The 21,006-nt window shown below is 67.3% G+C and carries 14 protein-coding genes and 1 pseudogene; 5 read left to right on the top strand and 10 right to left on the bottom strand.

What is annotated here, in order from left to right; genetic code table 11:
* Nucleotides 1-259: 259 nt before the first annotated feature.
* On the top strand, nt 260-1,153 hold the full coding sequence (locus QM806_RS21185) for a LysR family transcriptional regulator (protein WP_054246074.1): 894 nt from the start codon (nt 260-262) through the stop codon (nt 1,151-1,153).
* 1 nt (nt 1,154) lies between these two features.
* Here QM806_RS21185 and QM806_RS21190 read toward each other — a convergent pair whose 3' ends face one another.
* From QM806_RS21190 to hisD, 7 genes are all read right to left on the bottom strand, one after another.
* Nucleotides 1,155-2,219: a LacI family DNA-binding transcriptional regulator gene (locus QM806_RS21190; protein ID WP_346772587.1), complete on the bottom strand. Its 1,065-nt coding sequence runs from the start codon at nt 2,217-2,219 to the stop codon at nt 1,155-1,157.
* 72 nt (nt 2,220-2,291) lie between these two features.
* Nucleotides 2,292-3,674, bottom strand: coding sequence for an NAD(P)/FAD-dependent oxidoreductase (locus QM806_RS21195; RefSeq protein ID WP_283292730.1), 1,383 nt, complete (start codon nt 3,672-3,674; stop codon nt 2,292-2,294).
* A gap of 153 nt (nt 3,675-3,827) precedes the next feature.
* Nucleotides 3,828-4,667: a sugar phosphate isomerase/epimerase family protein gene (locus tag QM806_RS21200; RefSeq protein ID WP_283292732.1), complete on the bottom strand. Its 840-nt coding sequence runs from the start codon at nt 4,665-4,667 to the stop codon at nt 3,828-3,830.
* Between the two features lie 12 nt (nt 4,668-4,679).
* Complete coding sequence (locus QM806_RS21205) at nt 4,680-6,479, bottom strand: thiamine pyrophosphate-binding protein (protein ID WP_283292734.1); 1,800 nt, start codon at nt 6,477-6,479, stop codon at nt 4,680-4,682.
* A gap of 35 nt (nt 6,480-6,514) precedes the next feature.
* The gene (locus QM806_RS21210) at nt 6,515-8,101 is read right to left on the bottom strand and encodes a GMC oxidoreductase (RefSeq protein WP_283292736.1); all 1,587 of its coding nucleotides are present in this window, start codon (nt 8,099-8,101) and stop codon (nt 6,515-6,517) included.
* A gap of 172 nt (nt 8,102-8,273) precedes the next feature.
* Nucleotides 8,274-9,668 carry an aspartate ammonia-lyase gene (gene aspA, locus QM806_RS21215; RefSeq protein ID WP_005566517.1) on the bottom strand — a complete coding sequence of 465 codons (1,395 nt, stop codon included), beginning with the start codon at nt 9,666-9,668 and terminating at the stop codon, nt 8,274-8,276.
* The gene (gene hisD, locus QM806_RS21220; protein WP_005566516.1) at nt 9,665-10,990 is read right to left on the bottom strand and encodes a histidinol dehydrogenase; all 1,326 of its coding nucleotides are present in this window, start codon (nt 10,988-10,990) and stop codon (nt 9,665-9,667) included. The genes aspA and hisD overlap by 4 nt, the downstream gene beginning before the upstream one ends.
* Before the next feature lie 131 nt (nt 10,991-11,121).
* Between hisD and QM806_RS21225 the strand changes: the two genes are divergently transcribed.
* From QM806_RS21225 to QM806_RS21240, 3 genes and pseudogenes are all read left to right on the top strand, one after another.
* A complete protein-coding gene (locus QM806_RS21225) occupies nt 11,122-12,663 on the top strand; it encodes a PucR family transcriptional regulator (RefSeq protein ID WP_164059372.1) in 1,542 nt (513 codons plus the stop codon).
* 230 nt (nt 12,664-12,893) lie between these two features.
* Nucleotides 12,894-14,210 (top strand): annotated as a pseudogene (locus tag QM806_RS41420) (MFS transporter); the annotation flags it as partial.
* A gap of 475 nt (nt 14,211-14,685) precedes the next feature.
* On the top strand, nt 14,686-15,561 hold the full coding sequence (locus QM806_RS21240) for an MFS transporter (protein ID WP_283292739.1): 876 nt from the start codon (nt 14,686-14,688) through the stop codon (nt 15,559-15,561).
* Between the two features lie 57 nt (nt 15,562-15,618).
* Here the strand turns inward: QM806_RS21240 and QM806_RS21245 are convergent, their stop codons facing one another.
* The 3 genes from QM806_RS21245 to QM806_RS21255 are packed head-to-tail and all read right to left on the bottom strand — an operon-like array spanning nt 15,619 to nt 19,675.
* A complete protein-coding gene (locus QM806_RS21245; protein ID WP_283292741.1) occupies nt 15,619-17,205 on the bottom strand; it encodes a GMC oxidoreductase in 1,587 nt (528 codons plus the stop codon).
* Complete coding sequence (locus tag QM806_RS21250; protein ID WP_169692852.1) at nt 17,202-18,989, bottom strand: thiamine pyrophosphate-binding protein; 1,788 nt, start codon at nt 18,987-18,989, stop codon at nt 17,202-17,204. The genes QM806_RS21245 and QM806_RS21250 overlap by 4 nt, the downstream gene beginning before the upstream one ends.
* Before the next feature lie 20 nt (nt 18,990-19,009).
* The gene (locus QM806_RS21255) at nt 19,010-19,675 is read right to left on the bottom strand and encodes a ThuA domain-containing protein (RefSeq protein WP_283292744.1); all 666 of its coding nucleotides are present in this window, start codon (nt 19,673-19,675) and stop codon (nt 19,010-19,012) included.
* Nucleotides 19,676-19,884: 209 nt separating this feature from the next.
* On the opposite strand from QM806_RS21255, the gene QM806_RS21260 reads away from it, so the two are divergent.
* Nucleotides 19,885-20,967, top strand: coding sequence for a LacI family DNA-binding transcriptional regulator (locus QM806_RS21260; protein WP_210461276.1), 1,083 nt, complete (start codon nt 19,885-19,887; stop codon nt 20,965-20,967).
* Nucleotides 20,968-21,006 lie beyond the last annotated feature (39 nt).

The raw sequence follows: 21,006 nt of genomic DNA on the forward strand, positions 1-21,006 counted from the left end.
CGGCGTCGATGACGGCGCGGGCGTCCTCGACGCTGGCGAGGGCGACCTGACCGGTGACGGCACCGGTCGCCGGATTCGTGACCGGAGCGGTATCGACACGCGTTCCGGGGTAGGACTTGTTGTTGAGCCAATGCGAGATAACGGCCATGGGGTTCACTCCTGGGAAAGGTGGGGTGCCCACGAGTCTGCTGGGCAACAATGCCTGCGTCAACGAGTAAAATGGCACTTCGGACTGCACTTTTGCACAGGGATGAGGGCGATGTTCACCGCAGACAACATGCGTTACCTCCTGGAGTTGTCGAGAACCGGCCGCCTCGCCGATGCGGCGAAGCGGCTCGGTGTCGATCACACGACCGTCTCGCGGAGAATCACTCGACTCGAGAAAGACACGGGCACGAGACTTTTCGATCGTGGCGTGTCGGGGTGGCAGCTCACCGAAGCGGGCCGGCGACTGGTTCCCCACGCGGAGGCGGTGGAATCCGCGGTGCTCGCCGCTCTCGACGAAACGTCGTCCCTGGGCGGGCTGACGGGCACCGTCCGCATCATCACTCCCGACGGCTTCGGGTCGTTCGTGCTGGTGCCAGGGTTGGCCGCTCTGCGGTCCGAGCACCCCGATCTGTTCACCGAACTCGTCACGTCGACCACCCACGACCTGCTGACCGGGCGCGACTTCGACATCGCGGTCACCCTCGAGCGTCCGTCGCCGCGGTCCGTCGTGGTCCGCAAACTGGCCGAGTACGACCTCCGTCTGTACGCATCACGGGGCTACCTGGACCAACACGACCCCATCACGTCGCTCGAGGATCTCCGGCACCACACGCTCATCTGGTACGTGGATGCATTCCTGGATGTCGAACCGCTGCGTATCCTCGACTCGCTGATTCCGGATTTCCAGGCCCAGATCCAGACCAACAACATCGCGGGCCACTACCAGGCCGTGAAGCATGGAGTCGGGATCGCGCCGCTGCCGAGCTACATCGGGGCGCTGGACGAGGATCTCGTGCCGGTTCTCCGCGACGACTTCATTGCGCACCGCACCTACTGGCTGGTGGTACCGCGGGAATTGACGCGCCTCGCGCGGGTGAAGGCGATCACCGAGGCGCTCTACTCCATCGTCGACGGCAATCCCGAACTGCGAGGCGAAGTAGGGTAACTCACCGATCCGCGGGAACGGGTCCGGAGCTCTCGCGGACGACGAGCTCGGTGGGGAGTGTGATTTCCCGTCCAGCTCCGCCGCCGATGATGTCGAGCAGCAGTTGCGCGGCCTCGCGGCCCTTCTCGACGAGCGGTTGCCGGACCGTCGTGAGTCCGGCGGCCCGGGCCGCGGGGATGTCGTCGAAACCGACCACCGACAGATCCTGCGGCACCCGGAGACCACGTTCCTGTGCGACGTCGATGGCCGCGAGGGCCAGCAGGTCGGAGGCTGCGATGACGGCGGTCACGGGACCGGCATCGAGTAGCGTCTCGACGGCGGTGCGGGACAGTTCGTAGTCGAACCCGCCTGCTTCGACGACCACGGCGGACGACCACGGCACCGTGAATGTGCGGCAGGCGGACGCGTATCCGGCGAGGCGTTCCTTCATCACGTGGTCTCGTGCGGCCCTGATGCGGGCGGCGTCGACGGGCCCACCCTTGCCGTCGGGGACGAGCCGGTCGACGAGAAACCCGACACGCCGGTGCCCGAGCGACAGAACGTGCTCCGCGATTTCCTTGGCGGCCTGCCGATCCCGGATCCCGACGCGCGGCAGTCCGCCAGGATTGGGGCCGTCGATCACGACTATCGGCAGCCGGCGGCTCATCGCCGTCTGCATTCCGGGGTGGCCGTCCGGCATCGCATACGCGAGGAATCCGTCCACCGCGCCCCGCACGAGCACGCCGGATCCCTCGGCGACCCGGGTCGACTCGAGTGGGCAGGGCAGCAGGGTCAGCGCGACCTCGGCGAGTTCACCGACCTCCGATATGCCCTTCAGTAACTGCGAGGTGGCCGGATCGTCGAACGCGTAGCGCAACGAGTCGGTGATCATCAGCCCCAGCGCACCGACCTGCCCGGTGCGGAGATTGCGGCCCGCGGGGTTGGGGCCGGCGTACCCGAGTTCCGCGGCCACCTGGAAGATGTGGGCGCGCCGGGCCGCCGACAGCTTGTGGGGCTGGTTGTACGCGTACGAGACCGCGGCCTGCGACACGCCTGCCGCTCGGGCGACGTCGTGCATCGTGGTCACGAATGCCGATCCTCTCCGTCGCACGGTTACCGAGCCCAGCTTATCGGCCGGACCGCGCGCGTCATCCGGGTGTCAGCTCGCTCTGGCGACAACAGCGTCATCGTCGTCCTCACCCCGGTCGAGGAGAACGAGTGTGCCCATGACGTTGCGTGCCACCACCTGTTGGTCGGTGACCGTCATCTGTCCCCGCCACGACCCGAGGACGGTCCACGTCCACGACATGAGCGTGGACAGCCGGCTCCGGAACCCGACGACGTAGACGACGTGGACGGCCAGCCACAGGATCCACGCCAGAAATCCTGCGAGTTCGATGCCCCCGACCTTCACGACCGCGTTGAACCTCGAGATCGTCGCCATCGACCCCTTGTCCCGGTATCGGAACGGAACGCGGTCGGGTGACGTCGCGCGCCTGCCGGCATCGGCTGCGATTTGCCGCGCCGCGTAGCGGCCACCCTGGATCGCGACCTGCGCCACCCCGGGAAGGCGGTCGCGCGCCATCATGTCGCCGATCACGAACGCCTCGCGGTGTCCCGGCACCGTCAGGTCCTCGCGGACGGCGATCCGCCCGGCCCGGTCGAGTTCGGCCCCCGACTGCTCGGCAAGCTGCCTGGCCAGTGGGCTGGCTTCCACGCCCGCCGACCACACCTTACACGCGGATTCGGTGCGGACGGTCTCGCCTCGCCCGTCCTTGATCGTCACCCCGTCTGCGTCGACGTCGGTGACCGTCGCGCCGAGTCGCACCTCGACCCCGATCCTCTCGAGGCGTTCGGCCGCGGCGGACCCGAGCCGGTCGCCGAACGGCGGCAACACCGCGGACGCGGCGTCGAGCAGGACGATCCGGGCGTCGCGGGTGTCGAAGTTCCGGTACGCGCCGACGAGCGTGCGGTGGGCCAATTCCGCGATCTGACCGGCCATTTCCACCCCGGTGGGTCCGGCGCCGACCACCACGAACGTCAGGAGGCGCGCCCGCTCCTCGGCATCGGTGGACAGTTCGGCACGTTCGAACGCGCCCAGGATCCGGCCACGGAGTTCGAGTGCGTCGTCGATGGTCTTCATGCCGGGGGCGTGTTCGGCGAAGTGGTCGTTACCGAAATACGACTGCCGGGCTCCGGCCGAGACGATCAGACTGTCGTACCCGGTGGTGGTCGTTTTGCCCTGGTGGGTCGACGTAATCCTGCGCGTCGCCAGGTCGATGTCGGTGACGTCCCCCAGTATCACCGAGGCGTTCGACTGATTCTTCAACACCATCCGGGTCGACGGTGCGATCTCTCCCTCGGATAGGATGCCCGTCGCCACCTGGTACAGCAGCGGCTGGAACAGGTGGTGGCTGGTGCGGTCGACGATCACCACGTCGACGTCGGCCCGGCGTAACGCCTTCGCGGCGAACAGGCCGCCGAATCCGGAACCGATGATCACCACGCGATGACGTGCCTCGGTGCGGGCAGGAGTATTCATGACAAGCTCTTCCCGGTTACTGGTAGGGGTGAAGCGTGCCGCCCGACACACGGGGTGTCGGGCGGCACGGTGGACACGACGCACCGGGGACTCGAATGTCGGTTCAGGACCCAGCGTGTCGCGAGATCACCTGCAGGACCGGCGACGCCGTTGTCAGCTGCCCTGGATGCGGGTGATCAGATCTGTGAGGTAGGTGTAGCTCTTCTTCGCGGCGTCGAGGCCACCGCACTCGACCGACAGGACGACGTCGTGGTCGGCCTTGTGCAGTGTGGTGACGATGCGTTCCCAGTCGATGACGCCGTCGCCGCAGGCGCAGCCGAGCATGCCCCGGACCTTGCCGCGCAGCCTCTTCGCGTCTTCGATGCCGATGTCCTTGGCGTGCAGGTGTGTGACGCCGCCGACGATCTGCTCGAGCCACTCGTGCGGGTCGTTCTCACTGAGGTAGCTGTTGCCGGTGTCGAGGTTGATCGTCAGTGCCGGGCTGTCGATCAGCGTCATGATCTTCGCGAGCCGCTCGGGGGTCGCGGTGTACTCGCCGTGCGTCTCGATAGCGATCTTGATGCCGCGCGGTTCGGCCACCTTCGCCGCCTCCTGCAGCGTGTACCGCATCAGCGTGTAGTTCTCCGCCTCGGTGGTCCACGTCGGCAGCGGCCCGTCGTCGACCATGATCATCGGGGACCCGACCTCGGCCGCGTAGCGGATCGACTGCTTCAGATAGTCGACGCTGACGTCCGGCTTGGCCAGCGGTGCATGACTGGACAGCGAGGAGATGGTCAGCCCGCGTGATTCGGCGGCGTCCCGCGTGATGAGCGGGTCGTCGAGCATCGACCGGGTGTGGAAGTACCCGGCCGTGCTCAGCAACTCGCGGCCCCAGTAGACCATCGGCTCGACGTACTTGTAGCCGATCGCCGCGGCCTGGTCCATGGCCCAGTCGAACGACCCGTTCTCGAAGCGGGCGAACTCCAGATTCAGACCGAGTGTGATCTGTCCCATGCCGGTCTCCGATCAGAATCCGCGTTGCGCGACGTAGTCGTCACGGACCTCGCCGTGGTACGCGGGAACGGTGATGTCCCACCAGCCGGTCGGGTGCATTTCCGTCCACGGCAGCTCGTGGGCGCTCATCGCCTCGATGATCACCGGGCCCGGCGTCGCGAACGCGCGCTCGATCGCGTCGGCCAGCTTCTCCGGGTCCTCGACGCGCTCGGCGCTGCAACCGAGTGACTGAGCGAACCGGGTGATGTCGGCGAAATACGGTGTCCCGTCGAGGTTCTTCCAGCCGGAGATGATTTCGCGTTCTTCACCGAACAGGCTGATCTGGAGGTCCTTGATCGCCTCCCAGCCGCCGTTGTTGAGTACGACGATCACCAGCGGCACCCCGAGCATCGCGGCGGTCGCGATCTCGGTGCCGGTCTGGAGGAAGCTGCCGTCGCCGACCATCGCCAGGACCGGGGTGTCCGGGGCGCCGATCTGAGCACCGATCGCGGCGGGCACACCGAATCCGATGCCGGAGAAGCCGCCGGCCACGATGTTGGTCTTCGGGCCGTAGATCGGGAACTCGTTGAACGCCTGGTTCGCGGGGTTGGACGAGTCGGTGACCAGAATGCCCTCGCGCGGAAGGGCCTTGCGGATCTCGACCATCGCCCGTGAGTTGGTCATCGGCAGGTAGTCGGTGGTCCGCATCGGCCGCAGGTGCTCGTCCCATTGCGCCTTGAGGTCCTGCAGTTCGGCGAAGTAGTCGGTGTTGCGGTAGTCGAGGGCAGGCCCGAGGTCGGCGAGCATGTCGCGCAGCGCGGCGAGGGACGTTTTCGCGTCGCCGACGACGCCGACCTCGACCGGGTAGTTGCGGCCGATCTCGAAGCCGTCGATGTCGATCTGCACGAGCTTGGTGTTCGGGATGTCGAACGTGACGCCGGGACGGTACGACGACGTGATGCGGTCGCTGAACCGGCAGCCGACGGCGAGGATCACGTCGGCTGTGCGGGTCACGCCGTTGCCGGGAATCGAACCCATGTCGCCGCACGGCCACGCGTAGAGGTCGTGGTCGGCGGGGAACGCGCCCTTGCCCTGGAACGAGTGCGTCACCGGTGCGCCGAGGTGCTCGGCGACGGCCATCAACTCGGCGGCGGCCTCGGCGTGGATGACGCCGCCGCCGACCACGATGACGGGACGTTTCGCACCGGCCAGCAGGCGTGCGGCCTCGGCGATCACGGCCGGGTCACCCGTTGCGCGGGTGGCGGGACGGCGGGCACCGGTGTCGGGGGTGTAGTCGCCGTACTCGGCCTGCAGGTCCTGCGGGATGTCGACGAGCACGGGTCCGCGCCTGCCCTCGTGCATGGTGTTGAACGCCTGGGCGAGCGCCACCGGAAGCTGTTCGAGGCGGCTGGGCTGCCACCAGCGCTTGACCACCGGTTCCACCATGCGGGGAAAGTTGTTGCCGTGCGGGCGGTCGATCTCCTGGAGCACCCCGCGGTTCTCCATGTAGGTGTGCACGGCACCGGTGATCAGGAGCATCGGCATCGAGTCGGCGAAGGCCGTCGCGAGTCCGGTGAGGGTGTTGGTCGCGCCCGGTCCGATGGAGGTACAGATCGCGGCGATCTTGCCGGAGGCCCGGTAGTAGCCGTCGGCCATGTGAGCGGCGCCCTGTTCGTGCATGGCCGGCACCAGTTCGATCTCGTCGGCTCGGTCGACGAACGCGTCGAGGAGGGCGGTGTTGCCGTGTCCGGGGATCGCGAAGACCTTCTCGACTCCCTCGCGGATGAGGAAGTCGACGACCATCTGTCCGCCGGTGAGTTTCTGTGTTGTCATCGAAGAGGCTTTCTGGGTGTGGTGGGGGCGAAGCGTCACAGGGACGCGGACTGGGCCGGGGTGTCGTGGGAACGGGTCTTGCCGATTCGGTCGGCGATGCTCTCGGCGACGCGGAAGGCGTTGGCCGCGATGGACAGGGCAGGGTTCATCACGGGCAGGGACGGGAAGAAGGACGAGTCGACGACGTACAGGTTGTCGACGTCGTGGGCGCGGCAGTCGGCGTCGAGCACGGAGGTCGCGGGGTCGGTTCCGGCCCGCACGGTGCCGGCTTGGTGGGAGTTGACCTCGATGCCGGTGCCCTGGCTGAAGACGAACGGATAGCCGATCTTCCGGAGGATCTTCCGCACCTCGCGGACGAGTACCTCGTGGGCGCGAGTGTTGTTGGGGGTCCATGCGATCTGGATGTTGCCGTCGTCGGTGAGGGTGACGCGGTTGTCGGGATCCGGCAGATCCTCGGTGAACAGCCACCAATCCATGCTGCGCGCGGTGGCCTGGCTCAGCGCCCACTTGGGGATCAGCGGCCGCTGGCCCTTGATCATCTCGCCCTGCAACTTGCCGATGAGTTGCACGTGTCCCAGCGGATAGGGGTGGTCCGCGGTGCCGTGAGTGTAGAAATCGTTGATGTACAACGTCTTCTGGAACTCGGACGTGTTCTTCTTCAGCGGGTTGATGCCGACCATGATGGAGTTGTTGTGCACCATGTAGTTTCGTCCGACCATGCCGGAGGAGTTGGCGAGACCGTCCGGGTGTGCGGCGTTCGCCGACCGTAGCAGCAGCGCCGCGGAGTTGACGGCGCCACAGGACACCACCACGGTGCGTGCGTCGACGACGACTTCGGTGCCGCGGTGCCGGAGTCGTACGCCGGTGGCCTGTTTGCCGGTCTCGTCGGTGAGGACGCGCTCGGCGTACGCGTTGGTCAGCAGTTCCACCGAGCCGGACGCGATGGCCGGGCGGACGCAGCGCACATCCGCGTCCGACTTCGCCAGCACCCGGCAGGGGAACCCGTCGCAGGTCTGACAGCGGATACATCCGCCGCCATCCCGCAGATCGATGCCCAGTGGGATGTTCGACGGCGTGTACCCGAGACGCCGCAGTGCGTCGGCCGCCTCCTGCACCGGTGGCTCGTGTCCGATCGCCGGGTAGGGGAAGGGCTCGTCACGGGGGAGCGTGGGGTCGTCGGTGTGATCGCCGTGTACCCGGTACACCTGCTCTGCCCGTGCGTAATACGGCGCGAAGTCGTCGTACGAGAAGGGCCACTCGGGAGATTCGCCGTCCTCGTGTTGCGTCGACTGGAAGTCTTCACGACGGAACCGGACGAGCGACGAACCGTACAGCTTGGTGTTCCCGCCGACGTAGTAGTACGTGCCGGGGCTGAACGGCCTCCCGTCGGGGTCGTACCACTGCTCGGTGTTCGCGTACCGGTGTCCCTCGAAAACTTCCCGGGGGTCCCAGTTCTGCTTTTCCTGCGGCAGGAAGTCGCCGCGCTCGATCAGAAGCACATCGACTCCCGAGTCCGCGAGCGCGTAAGCGAGCGTTCCGCCGCCCATTCCGCTGCCGACGATGACGACGTCGTAGCTGTGTTTGCTCGGGCCTGTGGGCTCCCCCACGGATGCGTCACTCATGGGTCCTGCTCCTCGGTCGTAGAGAGTGGTGTCAACGTTCTGCCGGGCGGGTCGACGCGAACCGGCAGTCGGTGAAAAGGTTATACGTATAACTAAAGGTTAGCGGCAGTGTGGTGGATGTCAACCCCACCCGAGCAGCTCATCCCGGCGGGGGATGAGCTGCTCGCCGCCGTCAGGGCACGAGCGGTCGAGTGAGGTTCTCCGGCCGCAGCACGTCGTCGAGTTGCTCGCGGCTGAGCAGACCCCGTTCGAGCACGAGCGCGGCGACGGTGCGCCCGGTCGCGAGAGCGTCGGCGGCGATCGCGGTGGCCGCGGTGTACCCGATGTGCGGGTTGAGGGCGGTGACGACGCCGATGGACGCGTCCACCATGTTCTTCAGGTGGTCGATGTTCGCGCCGATGCCGACCACGCAGCGCTCCCGCAGGACGGTGCATCCGCGAGTGAGCAATTCGATCGTCTCGAACAGGCTGTGCGCGATGACCGGCTCGAAGGCATTGAGCTGAAGCTGCCCGCCCTCGGCCGCCATCGTCACGGTCAGGTCGTTGCCGACGACCCGGAAGGCGATCTGGTTCACGACCTCCGGGATCACCGGGTTCACCTTCCCCGGCATGATCGACGACCCCGCCTGCACGGGCGGCAACGTGATCTCACCGAAGCCGGCGCGCGGCCCCGACGACAGGAGCCGGAGGTCGTTGCAGATCTTGGACAGCTTCACCGCGGTGCGCTTGAGGACCCCGGACAGCTGGACGAACGCCCCGACGTCCTGCGTGGCTTCGATCAGGTCGGACGCCGTCGTCACCTCGATCCCGGTGATCGCGGCAAGGTGCTCGCGCACGCGCCACGCGTACTCGTGGTGCGCGTTGAGGCCGGTCCCGATCGCCGTTCCGCCCAGATTGATCTCGGAGATGAGCGTTGCCGCCTCCCCGAGTCGCTGAGAATCCTCGTCGATCATGAGAGCGAACGTCGCGATCTCCTGGCCCAGGGTCATCGGAACCGCATCCTGCAACTGGGTGCGGCCGACCTTGAGGACGTCGGAGAACTCCGTCGACTTCACCGCGAATGCCGCAGCCAAGTCCTGCATGGCCGCCCGCAGCCTGGTCAGGGCGGTTTGCAGGCCGGCCTTGATCGCGGTGGGGTAGACGTCGTTCGTGCTCTGGCTCATGTTCACATGCTCGAGCGGATGGAGATACTCGTAGCGGCCGCGCCGGTGGCCGAGCAATTCCAGGGCCCGGTTGGCCACCACCTCGTTCGCGTTCATGTTCGTCGACGTGCCGGCGCCGCCCTGGATGACGTCCACGACGAACTGGTCGCGCAGCGCGCCGGCCCGGATCTCGTCGCAGGCCGCCACGATGGCGTCCGCTTCGCGCCGCGGCAGCAGGCCGAGGCCGGCATTGGTCTGCGCCGCCGCCTGCTTGACGGACGCCAGCGCCGACACGAGGTCGGGATGGCTGGCCAGCGGAATGCCGGTGATCGGGAAGTTCTCCGTCGCCCGCAGCGTGTGGATGCCGTAGTAGGCGTCGTCGGGGACCTCGCGGTCGCCGAGGAGGTCGTGTTCGATGCGGGTCATCGTTCGGACGTCACCCGGGTCGGGAGGTCGCCCCACGGGAGCGGGGCGTTGCCGAACTTGGCGGCGCGAAGGTCGCCGGAGCGGGCGTGTCCCTCGAACTTCTCCAGACGCGACAGGCGGCCGCACACCTCGCCGAGCTTCGCGCTGCTGCCGAGGTCGCGCACCTCCTGATAGGTGAGCGTCTTGAGGAACTTGCCCACCCACAGACCGCCCGTGTAGCGGGCCGCACCGAGCGTCGGGAGGACGTGGTTGGTGCCGATCAGCTTGTCGCCGTAGGGAACACACGTTCCTTCGCCGAGGAACAGGGCGCCGTAGTTCCGCATGGAGGTCAGGGCCTGACGGGGGTCCTCGGTGAGGATCTGGACGTGCTCCGACGCGAAGACGTCGGCGAGCCGGTACGCCTCGTCGAGGGTGTCCACCACGTGGATCTGGCCGTGATCACGCCACGCGGGGCCGGCGATGGCGTTGGTGACCAAGCCGGGGAGCAGGGCGTCGATATGATCGATCACCGCTCGTCCCACGGACTCCGACGTGGTGATCAGCACGCACGGCGAATCCGGGCCGTGCTCGGCCTGGCTCAGCAGATCGACGGCGATGGTGAACGGGTCGGCCAGGTGATCGGCGACGATGAGCGTTTCGGTCGGTCCGGCGAAGAGGTCGATCCCGACCTCCCCGAACAGCTGGCGCTTCGCCTCGGCCACGTAGGCGTTGCCGGGGCCGGTGAGGATGGACACCGGGTCGATGGTCTCGGTGCCCAGCGCGAGTGCGGCGACGGCCTGCACGCCGCCGAGGACGAAGATCTCGTCGGCGCCGGCGAGGTGCATCGCCGCGACACTGATCTGCGGCGGCTCCCCGGCATTCGGAGGCGTCGTCGCGGCGACGCGTTCGACGCCCGCGACCTTCGCGGTGAGGACCGTCATGTGCGCGGACGCGGTCAGCGGGTAGCGCCCGCCGGGTACGTAGGCGGCAGCCGCGTCGATCGGGACGTTGCGGTGCCCGAGGAACACACCCGGGAGGGTCTCGACCTCGAGGTCCTGGATGGAGTCCCGCTGCGCCTGGGCGAAGTCGCGAATCTGGCGCTGCGCGAATCGCAGATCGTCGAGGACGGTCTCGGGAACGGACTTCACGATCTCCGCCACCCGGTCCTCGCCCAGCCGGAACGATTCGGGGGACCAGCCGTCGAACTTCTCGGAGTACTTCCGGACGGCGTCGTCGCCGTTCGCGCGGACGTCGGCGATGACGGCGGCGACGGTGTCGACCACGGCGGGGTTGCTCGCCCGCTGCGCTGGTTCACCGACGGCGGCCTTGAGGACGAATGACATGGGATGCTTCCTTCGGATGAGCGAGGGCTGGATCTGTTGTCACTCAGCATCGCGGTGCCACACGTGTTTCCGACAGTTGCATTGTGGGAACTATTTGCGTCGGTTCATGCACGTTCTGTGTACCATTGAGCATGGTTTTCACCGTCGCTGACGCTCTCGACATCGATCTCCTGAAAGACGCGGGAGCCCGTGTCCTGACCGGATCGGGCAGCCTCGACCGTGAGGTGCGCTGGGTGCATTCCTCGGAGATCTCGGATATCGCCCGCTTCCTCCGGGGTGGAGAATTACTCCTGACCGCCGGGCTCGGAATGGGCAGCACGGGCGCCCTTCAGCAGGTGTTCGTGCGCGCAGCCGCTCATGCCGGGGCCGCGGCGCTCGTCATCGAGGAGTCGGGACGGATGTTCGACCGCGTACCGGATGCAGTAGTCGCCGAAGGGCAGGCCTGCGGCCTGCCGATCATCGCCCTCGCCCGCGAGGTGTCGTTCGCCGGCGTCTCGTCGCAGGTACACGAGATCCTGACCGGCAAGCGCCTGCAGGCGCTCACCCACGAACGGGAAGTCGAGTCCACTTTCTCGAACCTCCTCCTGGACGGCGCCGATTACCTCTCGATCGTGCAGACGCTGGCCGAACTCACCGACGGCACGGTGGTGCTCGAGAACATCGCGCATCGCGTGATGGCGTACGTCGGCGAATTCGACGAGGAAGCCGGCATCGAGGGCTGGGACCGGCACGCGCGGGGCCTCCACAGCGACGACAGCGGATGCGTCCGCAGGCCGGTCCTGATGCGCGGTCAGCCGTGGGGCTGGATTCACGTCTTCACCGACCGGCCCGCGACCGAACGGGCCACCGCGGCCTTCGCGACCGAGCGTGCCGCCGCGGCCGTCGCGATCTCGTTGCTGACCGACCGCAGCCGGGAAGCGAGGGACGATCAGCGGAGCACGGCATTGATCACGCGACTGCTGATCGGGGATCTCTCCGGGGCCGAATTCGTCGACCAGGCAGGAAGACTCGGATATCAGCTGGGGTCGGGACAGATCGTCGTCGTCATCGCGAACAAGGATGCCCGCGACGAGTCGTCCGGTCCGCGGGCCGGCCGTCAGATCGACACGGGTGCGATCAGCGCCGACATGGGCGACTACGTCGTGGCCGTGGCGGCGGAGTCCGGTCGAACCCGCGCCGAGCTCACGGGCCTGCTCGGGAATATGGAGCACGGTGGCGGCATGAGCCGCGCGGTGCCCGCATCGATGCTGCAGGTCGCGGTCACGCAGGCGAAGAGTGCCGCCGCGGTGTCGCGCTCCCTGCCTGCCTCACCCATGCTGCACTTCGACGACCTCGGCGTCGAACGTCTGCTCGTGACGTTGGCGCAGGGTCCCGAACTCGCCAGCTTCGTCGAGGACGAACTCGGCCCACTGCTCACGAAGGATGCGCAGTCCACGACCCCGCTGTTGCCGACACTGCGCGCCTTCCTCGCCGTCGACGGCCGCAAGACCGAAGCGGCCGAGAAACTCTTCATCCAGCGCCGGACCTTGTACAACCGGCTCGACCGCATCGCCGCGATCCTGGGCAAATCCCTGGACGACGCCGCCACTCGCCAGAGCCTGCTGCTCGCGGTGAAGGGGCTGGATCTGCTCGAGGGGTCGTCCATCGTGGCTCGACGGAGTGGGCGACCATGATTCGGATCGGGCGACCATGATTACGGAGCGGGCGGCCATGACACGGTCGGCGCCGGCTTCTCATTCTGTGCAGTCTGCGCGTAGGAGGTACACGGTCTGTACCTGTTGTGCGGCGCGTCACCTTCGTAATGTTTTCCTCGAGATTCCGGCCATCCAGTCGGCGTTGATCGAAAGTTCACGCACTCGCTACTCGCTGAACGGATGCCTACCCCCGTAGGCGCCCGCGGCGGTCCGAGACCTACCGCAAGGACGAAATCATGGCAACACATGGAGCAGGCACCGCTCCCGTGCTCGACCATACACGCGTGCGAAAGGCGCGAATCGCAACATTCTTCGGCTTCTTCCAGCTCGGCGCCGTGATGTTGATGTGGTCGACGAGCACCACCTCGTTGCGTAGTCACCTCGGATGGGAAGGCGACGGCGGCGACTCCCAGTTCGGCCTCCTCGCGCTGTCGATCGGCATCGGCGCCGCTGTCGGCTGCTTCGCCATCGGCCCCTTCATCGACCGGTACGGTCCGAGAAACACGGCCATGCCCACGATGGTCGTCTACCCCCTCTGTTACATCCCCCTCGCGTTCCTCGACGGGCTGGTCGGAGCGATGGTGATCGGCGTGCTCATCGGACTGCTCCGCGGCGCCTTCGACACGGCGTTCAACACCCACGGTGTGCAGGTCGAGCGGTACTACGGGCGACCCATCATGTCCGCGTTCCACGCCGCCTACCCGGCGGGTGGCTTCGTTCTCGGACTCGTCGGCAGCGCTCTGGCGCGGCACTTCACCGACAGCCCGGCCGTCGCCTACATCTCGATCGGCGTGGTCCTGTCGGTACTCGGTGTCGTCTTCGGCAAATGGCTTCTCTCGCTCGACGAGTTGCTGCCTCCGGACCAGGACGAGATTCCGGGCGCCGCCGACCCCGCGCACCCGGGGAAGCGTTCGGCCACCACGGCGACGCTTCTCGTGATGATCGGATTCGGTGTGCTCCTGCTCGGATCGATGTTGAGCGAGGGCGCGGTCCTGGACTGGGGTCAGGAATTCGTTCGCCGAGCGGTCGGCACCACGGCGGGCCTGGCAGCGACGGCTGTCACGCTCTACTCGGGAGCGCAGTTCGTCGGCCGGTTGTTCGGCGACAAGCTGGCCGAGTACTTCGGCGCTCGACTCATCGTCGGTGCGAGCGGTGTCATCGGTGCCGCCGGTGCGCTTCTCGCGATGCTGGGTGGCTCGGCGCCGCTCGCCCTCACCGGCTTCGTGCTGCTGGGACTCGGCCTGGCGTGCATGGCGCCGCTCATGCTGTCGGCGGCCGGGCGACGCGATCCCGAGAACGCGGGGCGGAACATCGGTCTGGTCAACGCAATCGGCTACGTGGGCATGCTCGTCGGGCCTGCTGCGATCACCGTCGTCGTCGACAACCTCGGTATCGAATGGATGCCGCTTCTGCCAGCCATCCTTCTCGCGCTGATCGCGATCGGCGGTCCCGCGTTGATGCGCCTGGTGCCGCGCTACCACAAGCCGGCGTCGGAGACGAGCAGGCACGAGGTCGCGACCGGGTAGGTCGTCCGGCACTTCCGATTCCTGCGGTCCGGTACCTCTCCCGAGGTGCCGGACCGCCTTTCGTGTCGTTGCCCGGTGATACGATTAACCATCCCCCGACACGAACAGGAGACAGCTGTTCCTACCGAGAGTCCGCCGTTGAAGCGCGGTGAGCGTGGCTGGAAAGCAGCAACTTTCGTCGTCTTCGTCGGAACGGGGATCACCTATGCGTCCTGGGTGACCCGCACCCCAGCCATTCGCTCGTCCCTGGGAGTCGGCACGGGCGACATGGGTCTGATCATTCTCGGTCTGTCGATCGGATCGATGGCGGGGCTGCTGCTCGCCGGTCCCGTCGTCGCCCGGATCGGTGCCCGTCACGTCATCACGGCCGCGGCCACGGTCGCGAGCCTCGGCCTGTTCAATGTGACTCGGTTCGGGTGTCGCGATCGCGGCCCTGGTCGGTCTGGAACTCGCCTTCACCGGTGCGGGATTCGGCATGTGCGAGGTGGCCCTCAACGTCGAGGGTGCAGCGATCGAGAAGCGCATGGGACGCAGCTTTCTTCCGTCGCTGCGCGGTGCGTTCAGTCTCGGAACGCTCGCCGGCGCGGGCCTCGGGGCGGTCGCCGAACTGCTCGATGTTCCGGTGCCGGTGCATCTCGGGGTGCTGGCCGTCGTGGTCCTCGTGACGAGCGTGAGCGTCGTGGCGCTGCTACCTCCGGCTACCGGACGAGAGGCCGGGCGCACGTGCCGTCGATCCGGCACGTCCGGCGGTCTGACCATCTGGCGGGACACCCGGATCGTTCTCCTCGGCCTGATCGCGCTGGGCATGGCGTTCGCGGAAGGCAGCGCCAACGATTGGCTTCCACTGGGAATCGTCGACGGGTACGGAGTCGGGTCGGCCACCGGCGCTGCGTTCTACGTCGTGTTCGTGGCCGCGATGACGTCGGGCCGCCTACTCGGCGGGCGCGTCGTCGACCGGTACGGCCGCTCTGCGACCGTCCGCTGGTCCGCGGCGCTCGCGGTGGCGGGGGACCTGATCGTGATCCTGGCGGGGAACCTGGTTCTCGCCGCGCTCGGCTGTGCGTTGTGGGGTGTCGTTGTCGCCCTTGGATTTCCGCTCGCACTGTCCGCGGCAGCCGACTCGGGTGCCGGCGCCGCGCGACGCGTCAGCGCGGTGTCGACGCTCGGGTACATGGCGTTTCTGGTCGGGCCGCCGCTCCTCGGGCTGCTCGGTGAGCAGTTCGGGCTCCTGCAGGCCTTCTACGTCGTCCTCGCCGGCGCCGTCCTCGCCGGGTTGGTTGCGAGTGCGGCCGGGGAAACCCGCGAGAGGGAGGAGTCTCCGCTCGCCGAGGAGCGGATCGGCTCGAGGTGAACACACGGTTCGCCCGGCCTCTGGGAACGAGGCCGGGCGAACCGTGATCGGATCACATCACACTGCGGCAGAAGCGATGTGGGGTGCCACGCGCAGCGCGTTGGCCGCGATGGTCAGCGCGGGGTTGAGCGCCGCCGACGAAGGGAAGAACGATCCGTCCACGACCCACAGGTTGTCGACGTCGTGACTGCGACAGTTCGGGTCGAGGACACTCGCCGCCGGATCGGTACCCGCGACCGCGGTTCCGCACATGTGCGAGTTCGTCGCGATCCCCATCCGCTCGGTGAGGATGATCGGATACCCCGCCTTGCGGACTGCCGTCGAGACGCGGCGAACCAGTTCACTGTGCGGTGCCGTGTTGTTGGGCGTCCAGTCGACGATGATCCGGTCGCCGTCGATCCGGACCCGATTGTTCCGCGTCGGCAGATCCTCGGTGGTGAGGTAGATGTCGAGGCTGCGATCCACCACCGCCTTCAGCGCCCACATCGGAGCCCAGGGCCGCGCCCCCTTCACGTGCGCGGCCTGCAGTTTGCCGAGCATCTGCAGATTGCCGAGCGGATACTCGTTGCTCGGGCCCGCGACGTACCAGTCGTTGATTCCCAACGTCTTCTGCCACGCAGTCGTGTTCGTCCGGAAGGGGTTGACGCCCATGAAGAACGTGCTGTTGTGCACCATGTAGTTCCGGCCCAGCAGCCCCGACGAGTTGCCGAGGCCGTCCGGATTCCGTTCGTCGGCCGAGCGGAGCAACAGTGCCGCGGTGTTGACCGCCCCTGCCGAGACCACGAACTGGTTGGCCGTGATCCGGATCGTGCGACCACGGAACTCGGCCTCCGCGGCGACGGTTCGCGTGCCCTTCGCATCGGTGAGCAGACGCGTCACCTTCGCTTCGGTGAGCAGACGCACCCGCTCCGACTCGAGAGCGGGCCGCAGCGCGCGGTTCTCCGCCTCACTCTTGTGATCGGTCTGCGACGGGGTGCCGTCCGACGCCGTCGACTGCCTGCGATGCTCCTGCGTGGTCAGGTTCATGCCGTTCGGTGTGTGGAACGGGTGCAGTCCCTGTTGACGAAGCGAGGACGCGAAACGCTCGATCGTCGGCTCGTGCGGCAACGGCGGCAACGGGTACGGAGACGACCGCGGCGGTTCCGTCGGATCCTCGCCGTCGATACCGTGCACCTGGTAGAGGCGCTCCGCCTCGGCATAGAACGGTTCGAGATCGGCGTAGCTGAACGGCCACTTCGGTGAGATGCCGTCGTAGTGCTGCGTCTCCTCGAAATCCGTGACGCGGAATCGGGGGAGGCTGCCGCCGTAGAACTTGGTGTTGCCGCCCACCCAGTAGTACACGCCGGGCTGGAACGGTTCACCGTTGCTGCCGTCGAACCACGGTTCCGCGGTCTTGTACCGGCCTTCGAGGAACATTTCCGCGGCCTGCGAGTTCTCCACCTCGCGGGGGAGGAACCGCCCGCGCTCGACGACCAGGACGTCGACGTCCCGATCGCGGAGCGCCCACGCCAGCGTCGAACCACCCATCCCGGATCCGACGACCACGACATCGGCGGTGACCGTGTCGGAGTCGCCCACATCGACCACCGCGCCTTCGCGCAGCGGTGAATACGCGTCGATCTGATCGTGTCCGGACGTTCTCACAGGTGCTGTTCCTTGGCTCGGGTCGCCCAGTACTCGTCCTGACGCTCGTCTTCGATGTACGCGGGAACGGGGAAGTCCCACCAACCGGGAACCCATGGTCCCGCCGCATCACGATCGGTCGGGATTTCGATCAGCGCAGGCGCTTTCGAGTCGAAGGCCTTCCGGTACGTGCTCTCGAGGTCGGCCGGGTCGTCCACCCGGAACGATTCGAGTCCGAACGACTGGCCGAGTGCCTTGAAGTCGGGGCTGTACGGGGTGCCGTCCGGGCGGTTGAACTCGGTGCCGATGTGCCGGCTGGTCTGCTTGCGCTGGCCGCCGCGGATGGACATGTAGCCCGCGTTGTCCTGGACCACGAAGACCACCGGAATGTCGTGCTGCACGCAGACACCGATCTCCTGCGATGTCATGAGGAAGTCGCCGTCACCGAGCACGCACGCCACCTGCCGGTCGGGGGCGGCGAGCTTGGCGCCGATCGCGGCGGGCACGGCCCAGCCCATGGACGAGAATCCGCCGGACGTCAGGTGGGTGCGCGGGTGATACACCGGGAAAGTCTGCTTGACGGCGCCCTGGGTGTTGCCGGAGCCGGCGACGATGATGCCGTCCCGTTCCATCACCGACCGCAGACCGCCGAGGGGGCGCTGGGAGGTGAACGGGAACCGGTCGGAATCGCGCCGGCCGGCGAGCTTGGTCTCCCACTCGGCCTTCAGCTGCTCGAGTTCGGCGAGGTATTCGGACCGGTCGGCGCTGCTGCGGGGGAGGGAGGCGACGATCGCGGCGACGGTCGGCTTGGCGTCGGCGACTATGCCGACCTCGGCCGGGTAGTTCTTGCCGATCTCGTGCGGATCGATGTCGATGTGGATGAGCTTGGCGGGCGGAATCGAGAACGTGACTCCCTGCGCGTAGCTGGAGGAAGACCAGTCGGTGAACCGGCATCCGATGGAGATCACCACGTCGGCGCGAGAGGCGACGGCGTTGCCCACGATCGTTCCTGTTTGGCCGACGCTGCCCGCGAACAGCGCGTGGTCCTCGGGGAACGCGCCCTTGCCGTTCCACGTGGTGACCACGGGGATCTGCCACGCCTCGGCGAGGGCGAGCACCTCGTCGGCCGAGTCGGACGTGATGGCACCGCCGCCGACGACGATCACCGGCCGTCGAGAGTCACGGAGCACGTCGACGGCCTTGTCGATCGCCAACGGGTCGGGCTGCTGGAGCCCGACCGGCAGCCGCCGTGCGAGGTCGTGAAGGGAGACGTCGGCGGCCTCGGCCTGCACGTCCATCGGCACCTCGATGTGCGCGGGCCCCGGGCGACCGGTCAGCATGGTGCTGAACGCACGGTGCATGATGAACGGCAGTTCCTCCACGCGGGTGGCGACCCAGCTGCGCTTCGACACTGCGTCGGTGACCTGCGGAAAGCCGTTGTCGGTGTGCCGCTCCAGTTCCTGGAGCAGACCACGCCCGCGCATGTGAGTGGGCGGCCCGCCGGTGATGCACAGCAGACTCGTCGAGTCGCTGTACGCGGTCGCGAGACCGAGCACGGTGTTCGCCGCGCCCGCCCCGATCGACGCCACCGCGGCCATCGGCTTCCCGGACACCCGGTAGTACCCGTCCGCGAGGTGCGTGGCGCTCTGCTCGTGGTAGACCTGGATGAACGGGATCTCGGACCCCTTCTCCAGGAACGCATCGGTGAGCGACCAGATCCCGTGGCCGGGAATTCCGGTGACGTACTCGACGCCGTACTGCTTCAGGACCTGGGCGACCACCTGCCCGCCGGTCAATTTCGCCATGATCGTTTCTCCTTGCTGTGTCAGTTCGCTACGCGGGCGGCGTAGCGCAGTCCCTGCTTGGTCAGTCGGCGCACGTTCGGCTCCGACAGGTCTGCCGGCGTGTGACCGATCGAGTGGTAGAAGACCCGGCCGGCGCCCCACTGGCGCACCCACGCCACCGGGCTGCGCAGGCCCTCCAGCCAGGGCAGGTGCTCGCCGCTGAACTCGGTCTCCGCGAGCACCCGGTTGTTCGGGTCGACGTGCATGTAGTACTGCTCGGACGCCACCGCGAAGTCCTCGACACCGGCGGTCACCTCGTGCTCGCGGTCGGTGATGCTCACCTTGTACGGCTGCGGGAAGGACTCTCCCGCAGGATGTTCGACGAAGTCGCCGCCGAGGAGGAAGTGGTACTTCAGGCTCGCCCGGAACGCGGCGGCGGCGCCGTGCCACGCCGCGACCCCGGTTCCGGCCGCGACGGCGTCGAGCAGGTTCTTCTCCTGCGAATCGCTCAGGTCTTCGGTGGTGAGCGCGTTGTTCCAGCCGAGCACGATCAGGTCGTATCCGGTCAGGTCACGGTCGAGGGTGAAGATGTCCTGCGACTCCTCGACCTGGTAGTTCAGCTCGGAAAACAGTTCGCGTGCCCATGCGGCGATGTCGTACGGATGGTGGCCGGGCCAGCCGCCGTACAGGTAGAGGACCTTGGTCATGAGTGCTCCCGTGGATGGTGAAACCGGAAATGGTGAAACGATTAACTTATGGTGGTGAATCGTATCACCGGCTGGGGAGCTGTCAATGGCTGATGCCGAGGGGAACGTGGGGAGCGTCCGGACGCGGACTAGGATCGGGCTTTGCCATTTGTGCGCTCCGGTGCGCAACGGCCGGTTGCGGCCGATGATCGCCGACGAGGGAGCACCACTTGGTCACGATGAAAGACGTCGCCCGGGCGGCCGGAGTATCGGTCGCCACCGTCTCCTACGCCTTCAGCAAATCGTCGAAGGTCTCTGCGACACAACGAGAACGCATCTATTCCGTCGCCGCGGGACTCGGCTACGCCGGCCCGAACATCGCCGGGAGCAGTCTGCGGTCGGGGCGGATCGGCGCGGTCGGCGTGATCGTGCCCGACTCCCCGGTGCAGGCGCTCGAGGATCCGTCCGTGACCCTGCTGATGAAGGGCATCGCGGAAATCGGGAACTCGGCCGACATCGCCCTCACCCTGTTTCCGGCCTCGCGCGGTGGATCCCCGGATTCACCACCGAACTCACTGGTTCTCCGTGGCCTCGTGGACGGTGTGGTCATCCACAACGTCCCCGACGGGCATCCTCTGGTCGAGGCGATCATCGCGCGCGGTATCCCGGCCGTCGTGGTCGATTCGCCGCGAAGCGCGGGACTCCCGTTCGTGGCCATCGACGACCGGCACGGCGCCTACCTGCAGATGGACCACATCCTGAGCCTGGGCCACCGACGCATCGGGATCATCGTCGATAAGCTCGGCCAGGATTCCGACTGCCGGATGGTCACGGCGGACGACGTCGATGCGGCGACCGAACGCAACGCGCGAGAGCGGCTTGCCGGTTACTTCGCCGCGGCCCGCGACCACCACCTCCCGGTGGAGGAACTGTCGATCGTCGTGGCGGGCAACATCGATCGCGCCGCCGGTGCCGAGGCCACCCGGATCCTGCTCGACGCCGCTCAGCCGACCGCTCTCGTGGCGACGTCCGACGTGCACGCGGTGGCGGCGTGGCAGGTGTTACGCGAGCGCGGACTCGCCGTGCCCGACGACATGTCCGTCATCGGATTCGACGACGCACCCGTTGCAGAACTACTCGGTCTCAGCACAATTCATCAACCGATCGTCGAGAAGGGCCGCGCGGCCGCGACGATCCTGCTCGATCGACTGGGTGGCGGCACCCGCACGCGATCGTTGATGAAGACGTCACTGGTCGTCCGCGCCAGCACCGCGCCGCCGCGCGAATCCAGTACCGCGCCGCCGCGCGAATGATGGCGATGCCCCGCGACAGCCGGACGTCATCCTCCATGA

It is taken from the genome of Rhodococcus sp. IEGM 1351 (genome assembly GCF_030056875.1).
GTDB lineage: Bacteria > Actinomycetota > Actinomycetes > Mycobacteriales > Mycobacteriaceae > Rhodococcus_F > Rhodococcus_F opacus.